Below are 16,513 nucleotides of genomic sequence, written 5' to 3'. Positions count from 1 at the left end.
ACGGCCCTGCTGCGCCCGCCGTACTCCGCCGGCAGTGACGCACTGGACGACGCCGACGGAACTGCGGGAGTCCCAGCTGGCCGTGGCGGGTGCCACCGGCGTCACCACGGCCCTGCTGCGCCCGCCGTACTCCGCCGGCAGTGACGCACTGGACGACGCCGACTGGAGCGCCGTCGTCCAGGCCGGGCAGGAGGGCTACCTCACCGTCCTCACCACCCTGGACAGCGAGGACTGGCGCCGCCCCGGAGTGGCGCGGATCGTCGCCGGTTCGACCCCCGTGGGCACCGGCGGCCAGGTGCTGCTGATGCACGACTCCGGTGGAGACCGCTCGCAGACCGTGGCCGCCCTGGAGCAGCTGATCCCGCAGCTCAAGGCCTCGGGCTTCCGCTTCGCCACGGTCGGCGAGGCGGTGTCCCTCGGCGATCCGGTCCGGCCGGCGGCGGCGGTCGAGCACTGGCAGGGCGCCGCACTGATCATGGCCCTGCGGGCCGGCGACGGGATCCTGGACGGGATCTCCTGGCTGCTCTGGGCCGCGGGCGCGATCAGCCTGGTCCGGGCGGTCGCCGTGGTCGTCGCCGCCCGCCGGCACGTCCGGCTGCGCCGCAAGCCCTGGGGCAAGGCGGTGACCGAACCGGTGAGCATCATCGTCCCCGCCTACAACGAGAGCGCCGGCATCGAGGCGGCCGTCCGCTCCCTGCTCGCCTCCGACCACCCGGTGGAGGTCATCGTGGTGGACGACGGCTCCACCGACGGCACCGCCGACCTCGTCGAGGCCCTGCGGCTGCCCGGGGTGCGGGTCGTCCGGCAGCAGAACGCGGGCAAGCCCGCCGCCCTCAACACCGGTATCGCCGCCGCCTCCTGCAACCTGCTCGTCATGGTCGACGGCGACACCGTCTTCGAGCCGGACGCCGTCCGCATGATCGTCCAGCCGTTCGCCAACCGCCGGGTCGGCGCCGTCTCCGGCAACGCCAAGGTCGTCAACCGGGGCGGACTGCTGGGCCGTTGGCAGCACATCGAGTACGTCGTCGGGTTCAACCTGGACCGCCGGCTGTTCGACCTCGCCGAGTGCATGCCCACCGTCCCGGGTGCGGTGGGTGCCTTCCGGCGGGAGGCCCTGCTGCGCGTCGGCGGCGTCAGCGACGCCACCCTCGCCGAGGACACCGACCTGACCATGGCCCTGTGCCGGGACGGCTGGCGGGTCGTCTACGAGGAGCGCGCCAAGGCCTGGACCGAGGCCCCCGCCTCGCTCGGCGCCCTCTGGAAGCAGCGCTACCGCTGGTGCTACGGCACCCTGCAGGCGATGTGGAAGCACCGCGGCGCCCTCTCCCAGCGCGGACAGGCCGGCAAGCTGGGCCGGCGCGGTCTGCTCTACCTGCTGATGTTCCAGGTGCTGCTGCCGCTGCTCGCCCCCGTCGTGGACGTCTTCGCGGTGTACGGCCTGGTCTTCCTCGATCCCCTGCGCATCCTCGGGCTGTGGACCGCCTTCCTGCTGCTCCAGGCACTGCTGGGGCTGTACGCCTTCCGGCTGGACAAGGAGCGGCCGGGGCCGCTGTGGAGCCTGCCGCTCCAGCAGTTCGTCCACCGCCAGCTCATGTACCTGGTCGTGATCCAGTCGGTCTTCACCGCCGTCGCCGGGTCACGACTGCGCTGGCAGCGGATGGAACGCTACGGGTCGCTGCGGGTGCCCGCCGGTACGCCGGACCTCACGGGCCCGGCCGCGGGAACGGTGCCGCCGGGCCTCGAACTGGCGCAGAGCTGGGTGGAGGCGGCCCACGGCGACGTACCGGTCCCGCTGCCCTCGGCGTTCCGGTCCGTGCCCCGGGACGCGGGGTCCCGGACACCCGGCCGGAGCACCTGATCACCCGTGACCGGATCCGCACCGTCCCCGCACCCGAACGGACAGACTCGTCCTGCGGCGGACGTGTGCGGGCAATCGACGCATCCACCGGCCGGGAGGCCGATAGCCTCGGGCGAGCGATGCACGCGGACACGGTGCCACCTGGCCGGGCCGGGTGACGGTACGGCAGCGGAAAGGCGCGACGCTATGGACGAGCGGCCCCGGGACACGGCACCCCTCCCGTCCCGGCTTCTCACCCTCGACTCCGACCTGAACCGGCTCAGCGAGCAGCTCAAGGAACTCGCCCGCGCCCAGGGCCGGATGGGCGGGCTGCTGGAGGCGGTCCTGGCGATCAGCCGGGAGCTGGAGCTGTCCGTCGTCCTGCGCCGGATCGTCACCACCGCGATGGAGCTGGTCGAGGCACGGTACGGAGCCCTCGGTGTCCTCAACGAGGACGGCCGGGAGCTGGCCGACTTCATACCCGTCGGCCTCGACAGCCATGAGCTGGCGCAGCTGGCCGGCGTGGAACTCCCGCGCGGGCGAGGCCTCCTGGGCCACCTGATCGACCATCCGAAGCCGCTGCGGGTGGACCAGCTGTCCGCCCACCGGGACTCCGCGGGCTTCCCGGCCGGCCATCCGCCGATGCGCACCCTGCTCGGCGTCGCCATCACCGTCCGGGGCCGCGTCTACGGGAACCTGTACCTCACCGACAAGTACGACGGGAAGCCGTTCGACGCCGACGACGAGGCCGTGGTGACCGCGCTGGCCGGCGCGGCCGGGGTGGCGATCGAGAACGCCCGGCTCTACGGCCGGCTCCGGGCCGGCGCGGAGCAGTTCCAACGGCTGCTGCTCCCCCGGCTGCCCGACCTGGCGCCGCTCTCCGCCTGGGCCGTCTACCAGCCCGCCGCGGAGCCGGCCCTGCTCGGGGGCGACTGGTACGACGCGCTGGTCCTGCCCGACGGCGGCCGCGCGATGGTGGTCGGCGACGTGGTCGGCCACGACGTGGCGGCCGCCGCCGCGATGTCCCAGGTCCGCAACATGCTGCAGGCGTTGATCTACGACGACGCGGCGCTGCCCAGCGGCGTGCTCGCGCGGCTGGACCACACCCTGCACGCGCTGCCCGAGGTGCCGATGGCCACCGCGTGCCTGGCCCGCTTCGACCGGCACGCGGACGGCTGGGCGATGCGCTGGAGCAACGCCGGGCACCCGCCTCCGCTGCTGGTCACGCCGGACGGCCGGGCGCGGTACCTGGGCGCGCCGCCCGACGTCCCCCTCGGCGTCGACACCGCCATGCCCCGCTTCGACCACGTGTGCCCGCTGCCCGCCGGCGCCACCGTGGTGATGTTCACCGACGGTCTCGTCGAACACCCGCGCGGCGACCTGGACGAGGGCCTGCGGAGCGTCGCCGCGGTGGCGGCGTCGATGGCCGACCGGCCGCTGGAGCGGCTCGGCCGGGCCGTGGCCGAGGCCCGCCCCGGCGACGGGCACGACGACGTCGCGGTGCTCGCCCTGCGCATCCCGTCGTCCCCCTGAGCCGCAGGCGCGCACCGGTCAGGCACCGGTGGGCCACCGCCCGCGCGGGCGCCCGGTACGTCCCCGGGCGCCCGCGCGGGCGGCCCCGGCGGTGTTCTCCCGGGGCCCGGCCCTTGTGGGCGGGGCGGTTGTCGTTCATGATCGGTGCCATGCCAGGCCCCCTCGCAGCCCGTCACCTCCCCGCGCACCGCTCCGGTGCCCCGGCGGGCTGCCCGGACAGCTGTCACCCGCGGTCCTGTCACCCGGCTTCCTGTCCCACCGCTCCCTGACCACCCGCCGTCCGGCCCACCGCCCCACGACGGACGGTGCGGCGGGCGCTCCCGGCCCGGGTGGCCGTGCGCCGCGGGCCCCGCGCCGGACCGTGTTCCCTGCTCCGCCCTCCCCCTCCCCCTGTCCATCCCGCCGGGCCCGTCCCGGCCGGTCCCGCGTACCCGGGGTTGCCGCCCGCGCACCGCCCGGTCAGGAGTTCCCGTGCCCGCAGACGAATCGGCCCGCCCCGGGGAGCCGGTGTTCCACTGGTTCCTGCCGACCGGCGGCGACGGCCGCGATCCCGGCGGGGTGACCGCCGTTCAGGGCCGCACGTCCGCCGCGACCCGCCGCCGCGCCGACGTCGGCTACCTGACCCAGGTGGCCCGTGCCGCCGAGCAGTCCGGCTTCACCGCGCTGCTGGCGCCGGTCGGCCTGGGCTGCGTCGACCCGTGGATCATCGCCACCGCCGTCGCCCAGCACACCGAGCGGATCGGCTTCCTGGTCGCCTTCCGCCCCGGGTTCGCCAGCCCCACCCTGCTGGCCCAGCAGGCGGACGCGTTCCGCCGGTTCGCGGGCGGCCGGCTCGCGCTCAACGTGGTGACCGGCGGCGATCCCGTCGAGCAGCGGGCGTACGGCGACGCGCTCGCGCACGACGAGCGCTACGACCGCACCGACGAGGTGATGGCGGTGCTGCGGGAGCTGCTGGCCGGCCGCAGCGGCGACCTCGGCGGCCGCTACGTCCGGACCGAGGGCGCGGCCCTCGTCGACCCGGCCACCGAGCACCCGGTGCCGCTGTACCTCGGGGGCGCCAGCCCGGCCGCCGAGGCGGTGTCGGCCCGCCGCGCCGACGTCCAGCTCTACTGGGGGGAGCCGCCGCAGGCACTGGCGGCCCGCGTCGAGCGGCTGGACGGCCTCGCCGCGCGCCACGGCCGGCGGCTGCGGCACGGCCTGCGGATCCATCTGATCGCGCGGGACACCGCGGCCGAGGCCTGGGCCGAGGCGGACCGGATGCTGGCCCGGATGGACCCGGAGGCCGTCCGGGCGACCCAGCGGCGGTTCGCCGCGATGGACTCCACCGGGCAGGCCCGGATGGCGGCGCTGCACGGCGGCCGGGCGGACTCGGCGTCGCTGGAGATCGCCCCGAACCTGTGGGCCGGGGTGGGGCTGGTGCGGGAGGGCGCCGGCACCGCGCTGGTCGGCTCGCACGACGAGGTGGCGCAGCGACTGGCGGAGTACGCCGGCCTCGGCATCGGTGAGTTCGTGCTGTCCGGCTACCCGCATCTGGAGGAGGCGTACCGGGTCGGCGAAGAGGTGCTTCCCCGGGTCCGCGCACTGGTGGCCGCGGGCGGGGCCCGGTGAGCGCCGCCGCGGACAGCCGTCCGCCGACGACCGGACCGGCCGGGGCGCCGTTGCCCGCGGTGGTGCGGATCGGCTACGGCCTGGGGTCGCTCGCCACCGGCACCTTCGGCACCGTGCCCGGCCTGATCCTGCTGTACTACCTGACCGACGTGCTGGCCGTGCCGGCCGCCGTCGCCGGGGCGGCGGTGTTCCTGCCGAAGGCCTGGGACGTGCTGATCAACCCGCTGGTCGGCGCCGTCTCGGACCGCAGCGGCTGGCGGCAGGGGCCACGACGGCCGTTCCTGCTGATCGGCGCCTGCACCCTGCCGCCGCTGTTCGCCCTGCTGTTCGCGGCCCCGCCGGTGCGCGGCGCGGCCGCGGCCGGGTACGTCGCCGTGGTGTTCCTGCTGGCCGCGACGGCCTACGCGGTCTTCCAGGTGCCGTACGTGACGATGCCCGCCGAGATGACCGAGGACGACGCCGAGCGCGGCCGGATGCTGGGCTGGCGCGTCGGGTTCCTCGGGGCGGCGATCCTGCTGTCGGGGGCGGTCGCGCCGGCGCTGGCGCACTCGGGCGGCGACACCCCGGGCGGCTACCGGCTGATGGGGGTCGCGGTGGCCGGGCTGCTGGCGGTGGGCATGTTCGGGGCCTGGTACGCGACCCGGCGGGCCCCGGTGGTGGCCCGCAGCCGGGCCGAACCGTCGCTGCGCGCGCAGTTGGCCGTGGTCCGCGACAACCGGCCGTTCCGGTACCTCGCGGGCATGTGGACGGTGCAGGCCCTGGCGGTCGGCGTCCTGCTCGCCGGGGTGCAGTACTTCGCGACGTACACGCTGGGCTCGCCGGGCGCGGTCACGCCGCTGTTCGCCGCGATGATCGGTCCGCTGGTGCTGGTGATGCCGCTGTGGAACCGGCTCGCCCGCAGCCGGGGCACCGGCTGGGCGCAGGGCTGCGCCTCGGTGCTCTTCGTGGCGGGCGCGGGGGCGCTGGCCCTGACCGGGGTGGCCGGTCCCTGGCTCGGCTACGCCGCGGCGGCCGTGGTCGGCGTGGCGTACGCGGGACTGCAACTGCTGCCGCTGACCATGCTGGCCGACACGCTGGCCGCGGACGCCGCGCGCACCGGCAGCCGCCGCGCCGCGACGTTCACCGGGCTGTGGACGGCCGCGGAGACGCTGGCCCTCGCGGTGGGCGCCGGGGTGTTCGCCGGGCTGCTGGCGCTGAGCGGCTTCCACCCGTCGGACGCGGCGCACCGGGGCGTGCAGCCGCCGGCCGCGCTCACCGCGATCACGGCCGGCACCGGTCTGGTCCCCGCCGTGCTGGCGGCGGCGAGCCTGTGGCTGCTGCACCGGTACCGGGCGGAGGTCCGGCTCGCCGGTCCGCCGCCGGTGCCGGAGGCCGGTGCCGACGCCACCGGAACCGGTACCGCACCCACGCCCGTACCCAGCCCCAGCCCCATGCCCGCACCCATGCCCGCACCCGCACCCGCACCCGCACCCGCACCCGCACCCGCACCCGCACCCGAGGACGGAACCACCCGTGTCAGCTGAACCGACCCCGCCCACCGCCCTTCCCCCCGGCCGCCCCGCCGAGGACGTCCTGACGGAGCTGCGGGCGCTGCGCGGTGGTGACGCGCCGACCCGCGGCGGCCGCACCTTCGCCTACGTGTACGACGCCGGCCTGGACGGTCTGGACGCCCTCGCGGCGCAGGCCTACAGCGCCTACGCGACCGTGAACGGGCTCGACATGACGGTCTTCCCGAGCGTCGCCCGCCTGGAGAACGACATCGTGGCCGCGGTGGCCGCCGTGCTCGGCGCCCCGGGCGTGCAGGGCACCTTCACCAGCGGGGGCACCGAGAGCATCCTGCTGGCCGTCAAGACCGCCCGTGACCACGCCCGGGCGACCCGCGGGGTGACCGAGCCCCGGCTGGTCCTGCCGTCCACCGCGCACGCGGCCTTCCACAAGGCCGCCGCCTACCTGGGCGTCCGGCCGGTGGTGGTGCCGGTGGACCCGGAGACCTTCCGGGCCGACGCCGCGGCCGTCGCGGCGGCGATCGACGAACGGACGGTGCTGGTGGTCGCCTCCGCGCCGTCCTACGCGCACGGCGTCGTCGACCCGGTGGCGGAGATCGCGGCGGCCGCCGCCGAGCGGGGCGTGCTCTGCCACGTCGACGCCTGCATCGGCGGCTGGATCCTGCCGTACCTGCGCCGGACGGGCCGCGAGGTGCCGCCGTTCGACCTGTCGGTGCCGGGCGTCACCTCGCTCTCCGTCGACCTGCACAAGTACGGCTACGCCGACAAGGGCGCCTCCGTGGTGCTCTACCGGGACGCCGAGCTGCGCCGCCACCAGTACTTCGCGCACGCCGGCTGGCCGGGCTACCCGGTGGTCAACCCGACCGTCCAGGGCACCAAGTCCGGCGGGTTGCTGGCCCAGGCCTGGGCGGTGCTGCGACACGTCGGCGAGGACGGCTACACCGCGCTGGCGGGCCGGGTCGCCGACGCGTCCGACCGGCTGCTCGCGGGGCTGCGGGCCGCCCCCGGGGTGCGGGTGCTCGGTGACCCGGCGGCGGGACTGGTCGCGTTCACCCTGGACGGCGCGGACGGTGCCCCCGACCTGAGCCTGCTGCTGCACCTCGCCGACGAGATGCGCGAGCGCGGTTGGTACCTCCAGCCGCAGCTGTCGTTCGACGGGCTGCCGCCCAACCTGCACCTGACGCTGACCCCGGCGACGGCCGGCCAGGTGGACGCCCTGCTGGCCGACCTGGCGGACGCGTTGAAGGCCGCCCGCGGCCTGCCGCCGGTCGCGGTGGACCCGGCGCTGGCGGAGCTGGCGGCCGGGCTGGACCCGGCGGCCCTCGGCCCGGAGGAGATCGCCGGCGTGCTCGCCTTCGCCGGGCTCGACCCGCAGGGCGGGCTGCCGGCCCGGACGGCTCCCGTCCTGGTGCTGCTGGACGCCCTGCCCGGCCCGTTGAAGGAGCGGCTGCTGGCCGAGTTCGTGGGGTCGATCTTCCGGATCTGACCTCCCGGCAGGCCCCGGCCCGAGTCCCGCACGCCGGCACGTGAGCGCTGGTCCGGCTCCCGGGGACAGCGACAGAAGGGAACCGCCCGTCCGGGTCTCCGGGCGGGCGGTGTCGTGTGCGGGCCGCGGAGAAGCCCGGCCGAGCGCGGCCGGCCCGTGAGCCCGGCCATCAGCTTGGCGCAGACCAAGTGCAGAAAGAGTCCGGAAAGCGGCACCACGCGCCCCTTTCGCCCCGCATTTCTGCACACTCTTGACAGATTGAGCGCCCTTCAGTCTACTTTCGAGCACTGGTATAGACCCCATTCCCGCATAGGTCTATACCAATACCAGCCGACTTCACCAGCGCCACTCGCCCTCAAGGAGTCAGCAGTGAAGAAGTCGCACCACCGCCTCGCCGGACTGCTCGCGATCCTCGGATTAGCCGTGACCGGGCTGGCCGGAACCACCGCCCCACAGGCCCGGGCGGCAGCGTCGCCGCCCCGGACGATTCCCGCCCTCCAGCAATGGACGCCGGGCACCGGCACCTCGTACACCTTCGGCCCGGCCTCCCGGATCGTCGTGGACAGCGCCTACGCCGCCCAACTCGCGGGCGAGGCAGCCACCTTCGCCGAGGACGCCGGACAGCTGACCGGCGTCACCGCGCCGACGACGACGGGGACGGCCGGATCCGTCGTGGCCGGAGACATCTTCCTGACCCTCGGATCGACGGACACCGGTCTCGGCACCGAGGGCTACTCGCTGTCCGTCGGCAGCTCGGTCAAGGTCCAGGCCACCACCGGCGCCGGGGCGTTCTACGGCACCCGGACGGTCCTGCAACTGCTCAAGCAGTCCGCCACGATCCCGGCCGGCACGGCCCGCGACTGGTCCTCCTACCGGGAACGCGGCCTGATGGTCGATGTCGGGCGCAAGTACTTCTCGGTGGCCTGGCTGCGGAACCAGATCAAGGACATGGCCTACCTCAAGCTCAACTACCTGCACCTCCACCTCTCCGACAACCTCGGATTCCGGCTGGAGAGTTCGACCCATCCGGAGATCGTCTCCGGACAGCACTACAGCAAGCAGGAGATCACCGACCTGATCGCGTTCGCCGCCGGGTACCACGTCACCGTCGTCCCGGAGCTGGACATGCCCGGGCACATGGACACCATCCTGGCGGCCCACCCCGAGCTCAAGCTCAGGGCCGCCGACGGCAGCACCCCGGACGGCGGGAACATCGACCTGTCCAACCCGGCGTCGTACGTGCTGATGAAGGACCTGATCACCGAGTACCTGCCGCTCTTCCCGGGCGGCGACTGGCACCTGGGCGCCGACGAGTACGGCGCCGACTACGCCCGCTACCCGCAGCTGGCCGCCTACGCCAAGCAGCAGTACGGGGCCGCCGCCAAGCCCAAGGACGTGTTCTACGGGTTCATCCGCTGGGCCGACGCCATCGTGCGGGGCTCCGGCAGGACCTTGCGGATCTGGAACGACGGCATCGCCGCCGGCGACGGCACCGTCCCGGTGGCCGCCGACATCACGGTCGACTACTGGTACAACTACGGCCTGAGCCCCCAGCAGTTGGTGAGCGCCGGCCACCTCGTCCAGAACGGCTCCTGGACGCCCACCTACTACGTGCTCGGCGGGGCGAAGCCGGACACGGCCTACATGTACCAGCAGTGGAATCCCGGCATCTTCCAGGGTGGAGCCACCCTGACCGACCCGACCAGGAACCTGGGGTCGACGCTGCACGTCTGGTGCGACAACCCCAACGCCGAGACCGAGAGCCAGATCGCGGGCGGCATCATGGAACCACTGCGCGCACTGGCCCAGCAGACCTGGGGATCCCCCAAACCGGTCTCCACGTTCAGCGCCTTCCAGCCGGTGATCGCCGCGATCGGGCACGCCCCCGGCTGGCCCGGCGACGTGGCAGCCGGTGACCTGGCCCTGAACAGGCCGGCCACCGCGTCCTCGACGGAGACCGCCGACTTCCCCGCCGCCGGCGCCACCGACGGCAGCTACGGCCGGCGCTGGTCCAGCCAGTACTCCGACCCGCAGTGGCTGCAGGTCGACCTCGGCGCGACGTACAACATCGGGGAAGTGAAGCTGACCTGGGAGAACGCCTACGCCAAGGCCTACCGGATCCAGGTCTCCAACGACGGGACCACCTGGACCACGATCTACTCCACCACGACCGGCGCGGGCGGGGTCGACGACCTCACCGGGCTCAACGGCTCGGGCCGGTACGTCCGGATGTACGGCACCCAACGCGGCACCACCTACGGCTACTCGCTGTGGGAGTTCGAGGTCCGCGGCCCCTCGCACCCCGATCCGAACCTGGCCCTGGGGCGGCCCGCCACCGCCTCCAGCACCGAGTCGAACATCGCCACGCTCGGCCCGTCCGCCGCCGTGGACGGCAGCACCACCACCCGTTGGGCCAGCAACTACACCGATCCGCAGTGGCTGCAGGTCGACCTCGGCGCGACGTACAACATCGGCGAGGTGAAGCTGACCTGGGAGAACGCCTACGCCAAGGCCTACCGGATCCAGGTCTCCAACGACGGGACCACCTGGACCACGATCTACTCCACCACAGCCGGCGCGGGCGGGGTCGACGACCTCACCGGGCTCAACGGCTCGGGCCGGTACGTCCGGATGTACGGCACCCAACGCGGCACCGGCTGGGGCTATTCGCTGTGGGAGTTGGAGGTCCACGGCAGGTAGTACCCGGCCCCGCTGCTCTGCTCTGCCCGGCCTTGCCCAGCGGGCCGCTCGCCATGGGCGCCAAGAAGTGTCACCGACAAAGGTCACCTCCCCCGCAGCGTCGAACCAGGCCCTGCTGCCGTCCTGATCTTCGGGTCCAATGCCGCCGAGTTTACACAGAAGCAAACACGATCTAACAACAAGGACCCGGGCGACACCCGGGCGACATCGTCTCCTGCGCGCGGATCCACGGACCGGGAGGCGCCCACGACCCTTCGACCCGGCGCAACAGGACCCTCCCCCTCCGCCTCCCCCGCGCAAGCCGGCCGGGCCGCAGGGACACCGGACCGAAGCTCCCTGCCTGCTCAACAGGCTTATGCGACAAGGGCTGTCGAACGAGCAGAACCCGCCGGGCGGCGCTTCTGCAGCCCTGGACCCACATCACGGGGCCGTCTCGGGTGGCAGCAGATCGTCGAAAACCCTTGACGGTCGGGGTGAACGGGGCGTTTCCTGTGACGCACCAGTTCGATCCTGGTGATTTCGAAGCGATTCTGTCGCTTCTTGTTGGAACTACTCCTCCGCTCCCGGCCGGGCTCCCCGCCCTGCAGGGCGTCTCCTCCACCGGCAACGAACCCCAAGCCGCCTGCCTCCGGAAGAGCCGCCACCGCCCGACAGTGCACGCCCCCACCCCCCACCCACAGCACCCCTAGGACCCCCATGTCCACCATGAATTCCCCCGCCTCCCCCTGCCGTTCCCGCAGAGCCGTCGCGCTGCTGGCCACCGCGCTCGTGCTGGCCGTCGGCCCGCTCACGACCATCGGTGCCCAGCCCGCGTCCGCCCTGGACAACGGCGTGGCCACCACCCCGCCGATGGGCTGGAACACCTGGAACTCGTTCGGCTGCGGGATCAGCGAGCAGCTCATCCGCACCGCTGCGGACAACCTCGTCAGCTCCGGCATGAAGGACGCGGGCTACGACACCGTCATCGTCGACGACTGCTGGTTCGACCCCCAGCGCGACGCCCAGGGCAACATCCACGGCGACCCCGTGCGCTTCCCCAGCGGGATGAAGGCCCTCGGCGACTACATCCACTCCAAGGGGCTGAAGTTCGGCATCTACGAGGTGCCCACCGACCTCACCTGCGCCCAGCGCCTCGGCAACTACCCAGGGGCGACCGGCAGTCAGGGGCACGAGCAGCAGGACGCGGACAGCTTCGCCGCCTGGGGTGTCGACTACCTCAAGTACGACTGGTGCTCCCAGGTCGGAACCCTCGACGAGCAGGTCGCCGCCTTCAGCACGATGCGCGACGCGCTGCACAACACCGGCCGCCCCATCGTGTACAGCATCAACCCCAACAGCTACCACGCGGACAAGACCGGAGCCACCTACGACTGGTCCGCCGTCGCCAACATGTGGCGGACCACCGAGGACATCACCGCGACCTGGGACAAGCACAAGACGGCCAACTCCTGGTCCATGGGCGTCATGGACATCGTCCACATCAACGGCCGCCTCGGACGCCAGGCCGGCCCGGGCCACTGGAACGACCCGGACATGATGGAGGTCGGCGTCGGCACCTCCATGGGCGAGACCGAGTACCGCTCGCACTTCAGCCTCTGGGCCCAGATGGCCTCCCCCCTCGTTGCGGGCAACGTCCTCACCACCATGACGTCGACCGTCAAGGGCATCCTCACCAACCACGACGTGATCGCCGTCGACCAGGACAGCCTCGGACGTCAGGCCCGCATCGTCGCCGACTCCGACACCGAACTGGTGACCGTCCGTGAACTGGCGAACGGCGACCGGTCGGTGTCCCTCACCAACACCGGCGAGAGCGCGGCCACGGTGTCCACCACCGTCGCCGAACTCGGCATCGCCGGGGCCCCCTCCTACACCGTCAAGAACCTGTGGACCGGGGCCTCCAGCAGCACGACCGGCGCCATCTCCGCCTCCCTGGCCCCCCACGAGACCGCCATGTACCGCATCACCCCCGGCGGCACGATCAGCACCACTCAGGCGCCCCCCGCCAACGCCACCTACGAGATCGGCTCCGCCACCACTCCCGGACAGTTGCTCGACGACCCCGGCAGTTCCAGCCTCAACAACACCCAGATGATCACCTGGGACCGTAAGAACGTCACCAACCAGCGCTGGATCCTCACCGCCAACGCCGACGGCACCTACGCCGTGAAGAACAAGGCCTCCGGCAAGTGCCTGGACATCCGCAACGCCTCCCCGGATGCCGGCGCGGCGGTCATCCAGTACACGTGCGACTCGGCCAAGCCCAACCAGAAGTTCGCCCTCACGCCGGCCGGCAACAACGGATACAAGCTCGTCGCCCAGAGCAGCGGCCTCGCCGTCACCCCGAGCGGCAGCGTCAAGGGTTCCCTCCTCACCCAGCAGCCCGTCGCCACCGGGCAGGCCTGGACCCTCGTCCGGACCAACTGACCCTCGCCGGGCGGCCCGGCCCCGTCCTTCGACGGGGCCGGGCCGCCCTTCGGCATGGTGGCGCGGTGGCGCGGTGGCGCGGTGGCGCGGCGCGCGGGTGCGCCGTCAGTGCGCGTAGATGCCGATCTCGTCGAGCGAGTACCGGTTGTCCGTCCCCCGTTCCAGCAGGGTGAGGCGGACGTGGCGGGCGTCGGCCGGCGGGAAGGAGCGGTTCTCCAGTCCGCCGCCGGCCCCGGTCGCGGTGTACACCGTGCGCCAGGCGGCGCCGTCGGTGGAGACCTCGATCCGGTAGGACTTCGCGTACTGGTCGGACCAGTCGAGGACGGTCCGGCCGACCTTGCGCACCGCACCGAGATCCACGCTGATCCAGGCCGTGGCGACCGTTCTGCTGGCCCACCGGGTGCCGGTGTTGCCGTCGACGGCCTGGCGGGGCGGGTAGGCGACCACGACGGCGTCCTGGTAGTCGGAGGCGGTCGCCTTGGCGCCCGTCGCCAGGTTGGCGAGGTCGTCGCCGCGGCGGGCCGGGAACTCCACGACCTGCTGGTAGGTGGGGCGGTTCTGCCAGGCGATCCGGGGCACGGTGATGCCGCCCATCGCCCGGTGCACGATCGAGTCGGCGCAGAGCTGGTCGCCGGCGCCGCAGTACTTGTCGGCGGGGTAGGTGACGGTGGCGGGCGTGGCGGCGGCCGCGGCGAGGGTGTCGAGGAGCACCTGCCGGCAGGCCGTCAGGGAGCCGCTGCCGCAGTAGGTGCGGTCGAGCGGGCCCCGGACCGGTCGTCCGAGGACGCTCCGCAGGTCCTTGTCGACGTAGGACCACCAGCCGTGCTGGAACGCCGAGCCCTTGTGGGCCTCGCCCGCGGCGATGGTGCTGCCGCCGCCGCCCGAACCCTGTTGGCCGCCCGAGGGCGACTCGTTGACCGGGGCGACGGCGGTCAGCGCGCGGTAGGCGCCGTCGCCGAGGCCGGGACGGAACTCGCCCTCCACCAGCAGCGGCCACCAGGCGTCGAGGATCCGGACCGCCTCGGCGTCCGCATACACGCCGTCGCCCTTGTGCGCCTCGCGCCGGTGGGAGCCCGAAGCCTGCCAGGCCCGGAGCTTCGCGACGGCGGCGGCCTGCGCGGGGTCGGTGACCGGGGCGGAGTCGAGGACGGCGAGCAGCTCCGGCAGCACCTGGTCGGCCCGGAGGTCCACGGCGGCCGCGTCCTCCATCGCGGTGACCAGATCCGCGCGGGTGACCTTGCCGCGTGCGACGAGGGCGGAGACCCGCTCGTCGAGCAGGTCGGCGCGGTGCACGGCGCCGTTGCCCCAGGCGGAGGTGAAGCCCGGCGCCTGCTTGTTGTTCCAGCTGACGTAGTAGTCCTGGTCGACCGACTGCGGGTGCCGGGCCGGCGGTTCCACGGCCGAGGTGTTCCCGGCGCGGTCCCAGCCCTGCCAGGTGTACCCGGGGCCGGCCAGGATCGGCAGGTCCGGGTCGGTCCCGGCCGCGCGCACGGGGTCGGTGCCGGAGTTGTAGTACGCGGTGTGGTCCGCGTCGGCGTAGAACCAGTTGAAGGTGTAGCCGACGTGCTGCGCCGCCTGCTGGAACGTGGCGGCGGAGGTGACCGCCGACGGGTCGTTGAACTCCTGGAAGCCGATCACCGAGTCCAGGTCGTGCCGGTAGGTGGCGCGCAGCGCGGTGAAGGCCACCGGCCGGCCGGCGACGGTGCCGGTGTGCGTGACCAGGCCGTAGGCGGAGCGCAGCGTCTCCAGGTCGTACGCGCCGGCGGCGGTGGAGTCGGCGGTGGTCGGGGCCCAGGCGTTGTGCTGGAGCAGCGACTCGAAGGGGGTGCAGACGCCGTCGAGCAGATAGCCGCGGGAGCCGGTCGTCGCGGCGGCGCCGGACGGCTCGCACAGGTCGACGGCGAAGGTGTCGGTGATGTCCTGGTTGGCGGAGGTGGCGCTCCAGGCGTAGTCCGCGCCGCGGCCGATCTCGACGTAGAAGCTCAGGCCGGGGAAGGACGCGCCGCGGCTGCGCAGACCGGGCCCGTCGAGCTCCTGCACCATCAGGATCTGCGGGGCGTAGTAGCCGGTCTGCGGGCCGAAGACGGCGACCGGGTGGCCGGAGGCGGTGTGCGCGCCGGAGACCAGCAGGGCGTTGGACATGCCCTTCCTCGCGGTGATGAGGTCGGCGGGGAGCACCCCCTCGGCGGCCGGGTCCGCAGCGGCGGCGTTCGCACCGGTGGCCGGGGCGGCGACGGTGGCCGCCGTCGCCCCGGTGCCGGTGCCGCCCCGGGCGTGGGCGAAGGCGGCGACCGAACCCGCGTCGGGGAGCGCGGTGCCCACGGGGTTCGCGGGCGGGGCGGCGTAGGGGAAGGTCGTGCCGTCGTGCACGGTGGCGGTCGCCTCGGGGTCGTCGCCGGACCGCCAGGCGGCGTAGGCGCGGTCGCCCTCGGCGGTGCCGAGCCGCTGGCGGAGGGCGATCCGGGCCAGGGCGTTCTCGACCTCGCCGCCGCCCCCGCCGCCGAAGATCGCGCCGATCACCGAGGAGACGGCGACCACGTCGGTGGCGGTGAAGGGCTGGACGGTGGAGCCGTGGCCGGTGAGCACGTACTCGCCCGGGTAGGTGTCGGCGGCGACGTCCGCCGCGGCGAAGGCGTTGAGGCCGGCGACGTAGTCCTGGATGTCCTGGTAGGCCTGGGCGCCCCGGCCGCCGGCGGCGCGCACCCGGTCCAGCTGCTGCTGGAGGTCGGCCTCGGTGTACGGCGCGACGGCCCACAGGCTCTGCTCCAGCGCGCGGTTGCCGGCCGCGCCGCCGGCGAAGGACGAGAGCCGGCCGCGTCCGACGTGGCGCAGCACGTCGATCAGCCAGAGGCGGTCCTGCCCGGCGGCGTAGCCGGCGCCGAACTCGGTGTCCGCGCGGGTGGTGCCCTTGATGTGCGGGGTGCCGGTGGCCTTGTCGCGGGTGATGGTGACGCCCGGCCGCGGGGTGAGGGTGCTCTCGGTCTGGCCGGGCGGCACCCCGAACGAGGCGTCGTTGAAGTAGGCGGCGAGCTGGTCGTCCGTCAGCCCGGAGTAGTCGTGCAACAGGTTGTCGTACCGGTCGACCTGGTCGGCGGAGTGCGCGGGCCGGGTGCCAACGCTCTGGTGCAGCAGGATCCCGGCGAGGGTGGCGTGACCGTTCTCGCCTGCGGTGAGGATGTCCTGGCACTGGCCGAGGCAGGGGTCGCCGGGGGCCGGGGCGGGGCCGGCCGCCGGGGCCGCGGGCGTGGCCGCGGCGGCGCTCAGCAGCAGGGCGGCGGCCGTCAGGGCCGCGACGGCGGCCGTGCGCAGCCGGCGGTGCGGCCGGCGGGACGGGACAGGAGCAGGAGGCACCGGAGCCTCTTCCTTGGGGCGGGGTGGGGGTGGTCGGCGCATCCCGGGCCGGGGCGCACGCGAACG

General features: G+C 73.8%; 8 protein-coding genes. 7 read left to right on the top strand and 1 reads right to left on the bottom strand.

The window, feature by feature from the left end:
- From IE329_RS16515 to IE329_RS16485, 7 genes are all read left to right on the top strand, one after another.
- Nucleotides 1-1,858: bifunctional polysaccharide deacetylase/glycosyltransferase family 2 protein (locus tag IE329_RS16515; protein WP_190211634.1), on the top strand; the 1,858-nt coding region annotated here is incomplete at its 5' end.
- Nucleotides 1,859-2,044: 186 nt separating this feature from the next.
- The gene (locus tag IE329_RS16510; RefSeq protein ID WP_190211633.1) at nucleotides 2,045-3,370 is read left to right on the top strand and encodes a PP2C family protein-serine/threonine phosphatase; all 1,326 of its coding nucleotides are present in this window, start codon (nucleotides 2,045-2,047) and stop codon (nucleotides 3,368-3,370) included.
- Between the two features lie 471 nt (nucleotides 3,371-3,841).
- Nucleotides 3,842-4,978 (top strand): LLM class flavin-dependent oxidoreductase, encoded by a 1,137-nt coding sequence (locus tag IE329_RS16505; RefSeq protein WP_229927498.1) that lies wholly within the window; start codon nucleotides 3,842-3,844, stop codon nucleotides 4,976-4,978.
- Nucleotides 4,975-6,501: an MFS transporter gene (locus IE329_RS16500; RefSeq protein ID WP_190211632.1), complete on the top strand. Its 1,527-nt coding sequence runs from the start codon at nucleotides 4,975-4,977 to the stop codon at nucleotides 6,499-6,501. The genes IE329_RS16505 and IE329_RS16500 overlap by 4 nt, the downstream gene beginning before the upstream one ends.
- Nucleotides 6,491-7,969: a pyridoxal phosphate-dependent decarboxylase family protein gene (locus tag IE329_RS16495; protein WP_190211631.1), complete on the top strand. Its 1,479-nt coding sequence runs from the start codon at nucleotides 6,491-6,493 to the stop codon at nucleotides 7,967-7,969. The genes IE329_RS16500 and IE329_RS16495 overlap by 11 nt, the downstream gene beginning before the upstream one ends.
- Nucleotides 7,970-8,338: 369 nt before the next feature.
- A complete protein-coding gene (locus IE329_RS16490; RefSeq protein WP_229927497.1) occupies nucleotides 8,339-10,669 on the top strand; it encodes a discoidin domain-containing protein in 2,331 nt (776 codons plus the stop codon).
- Between the two features lie 696 nt (nucleotides 10,670-11,365).
- Entirely contained in the window at nucleotides 11,366-13,096 is a 1,731-nt protein-coding gene (locus IE329_RS16485; protein ID WP_229927496.1) for an alpha-galactosidase, read from the top strand.
- A gap of 105 nt (nucleotides 13,097-13,201) precedes the next feature.
- On the opposite strand, the gene IE329_RS16480 is transcribed toward IE329_RS16485, so the two are convergent.
- Entirely contained in the window at nucleotides 13,202-16,447 is a 3,246-nt protein-coding gene (locus tag IE329_RS16480; protein ID WP_190211630.1) for a penicillin acylase family protein, read from the bottom strand.
- Between the last annotated feature and the right edge of the window lie 66 nt (nucleotides 16,448-16,513).

Source organism: Kitasatospora indigofera (genome assembly GCF_014655955.1).
Taxonomy (GTDB): domain Bacteria; phylum Actinomycetota; class Actinomycetes; order Streptomycetales; family Streptomycetaceae; genus Kitasatospora; species Kitasatospora indigofera.
Note: the sequence above shows the minus strand (reverse complement) of the source record. Positions and strands in the feature narration are given on the sequence as shown.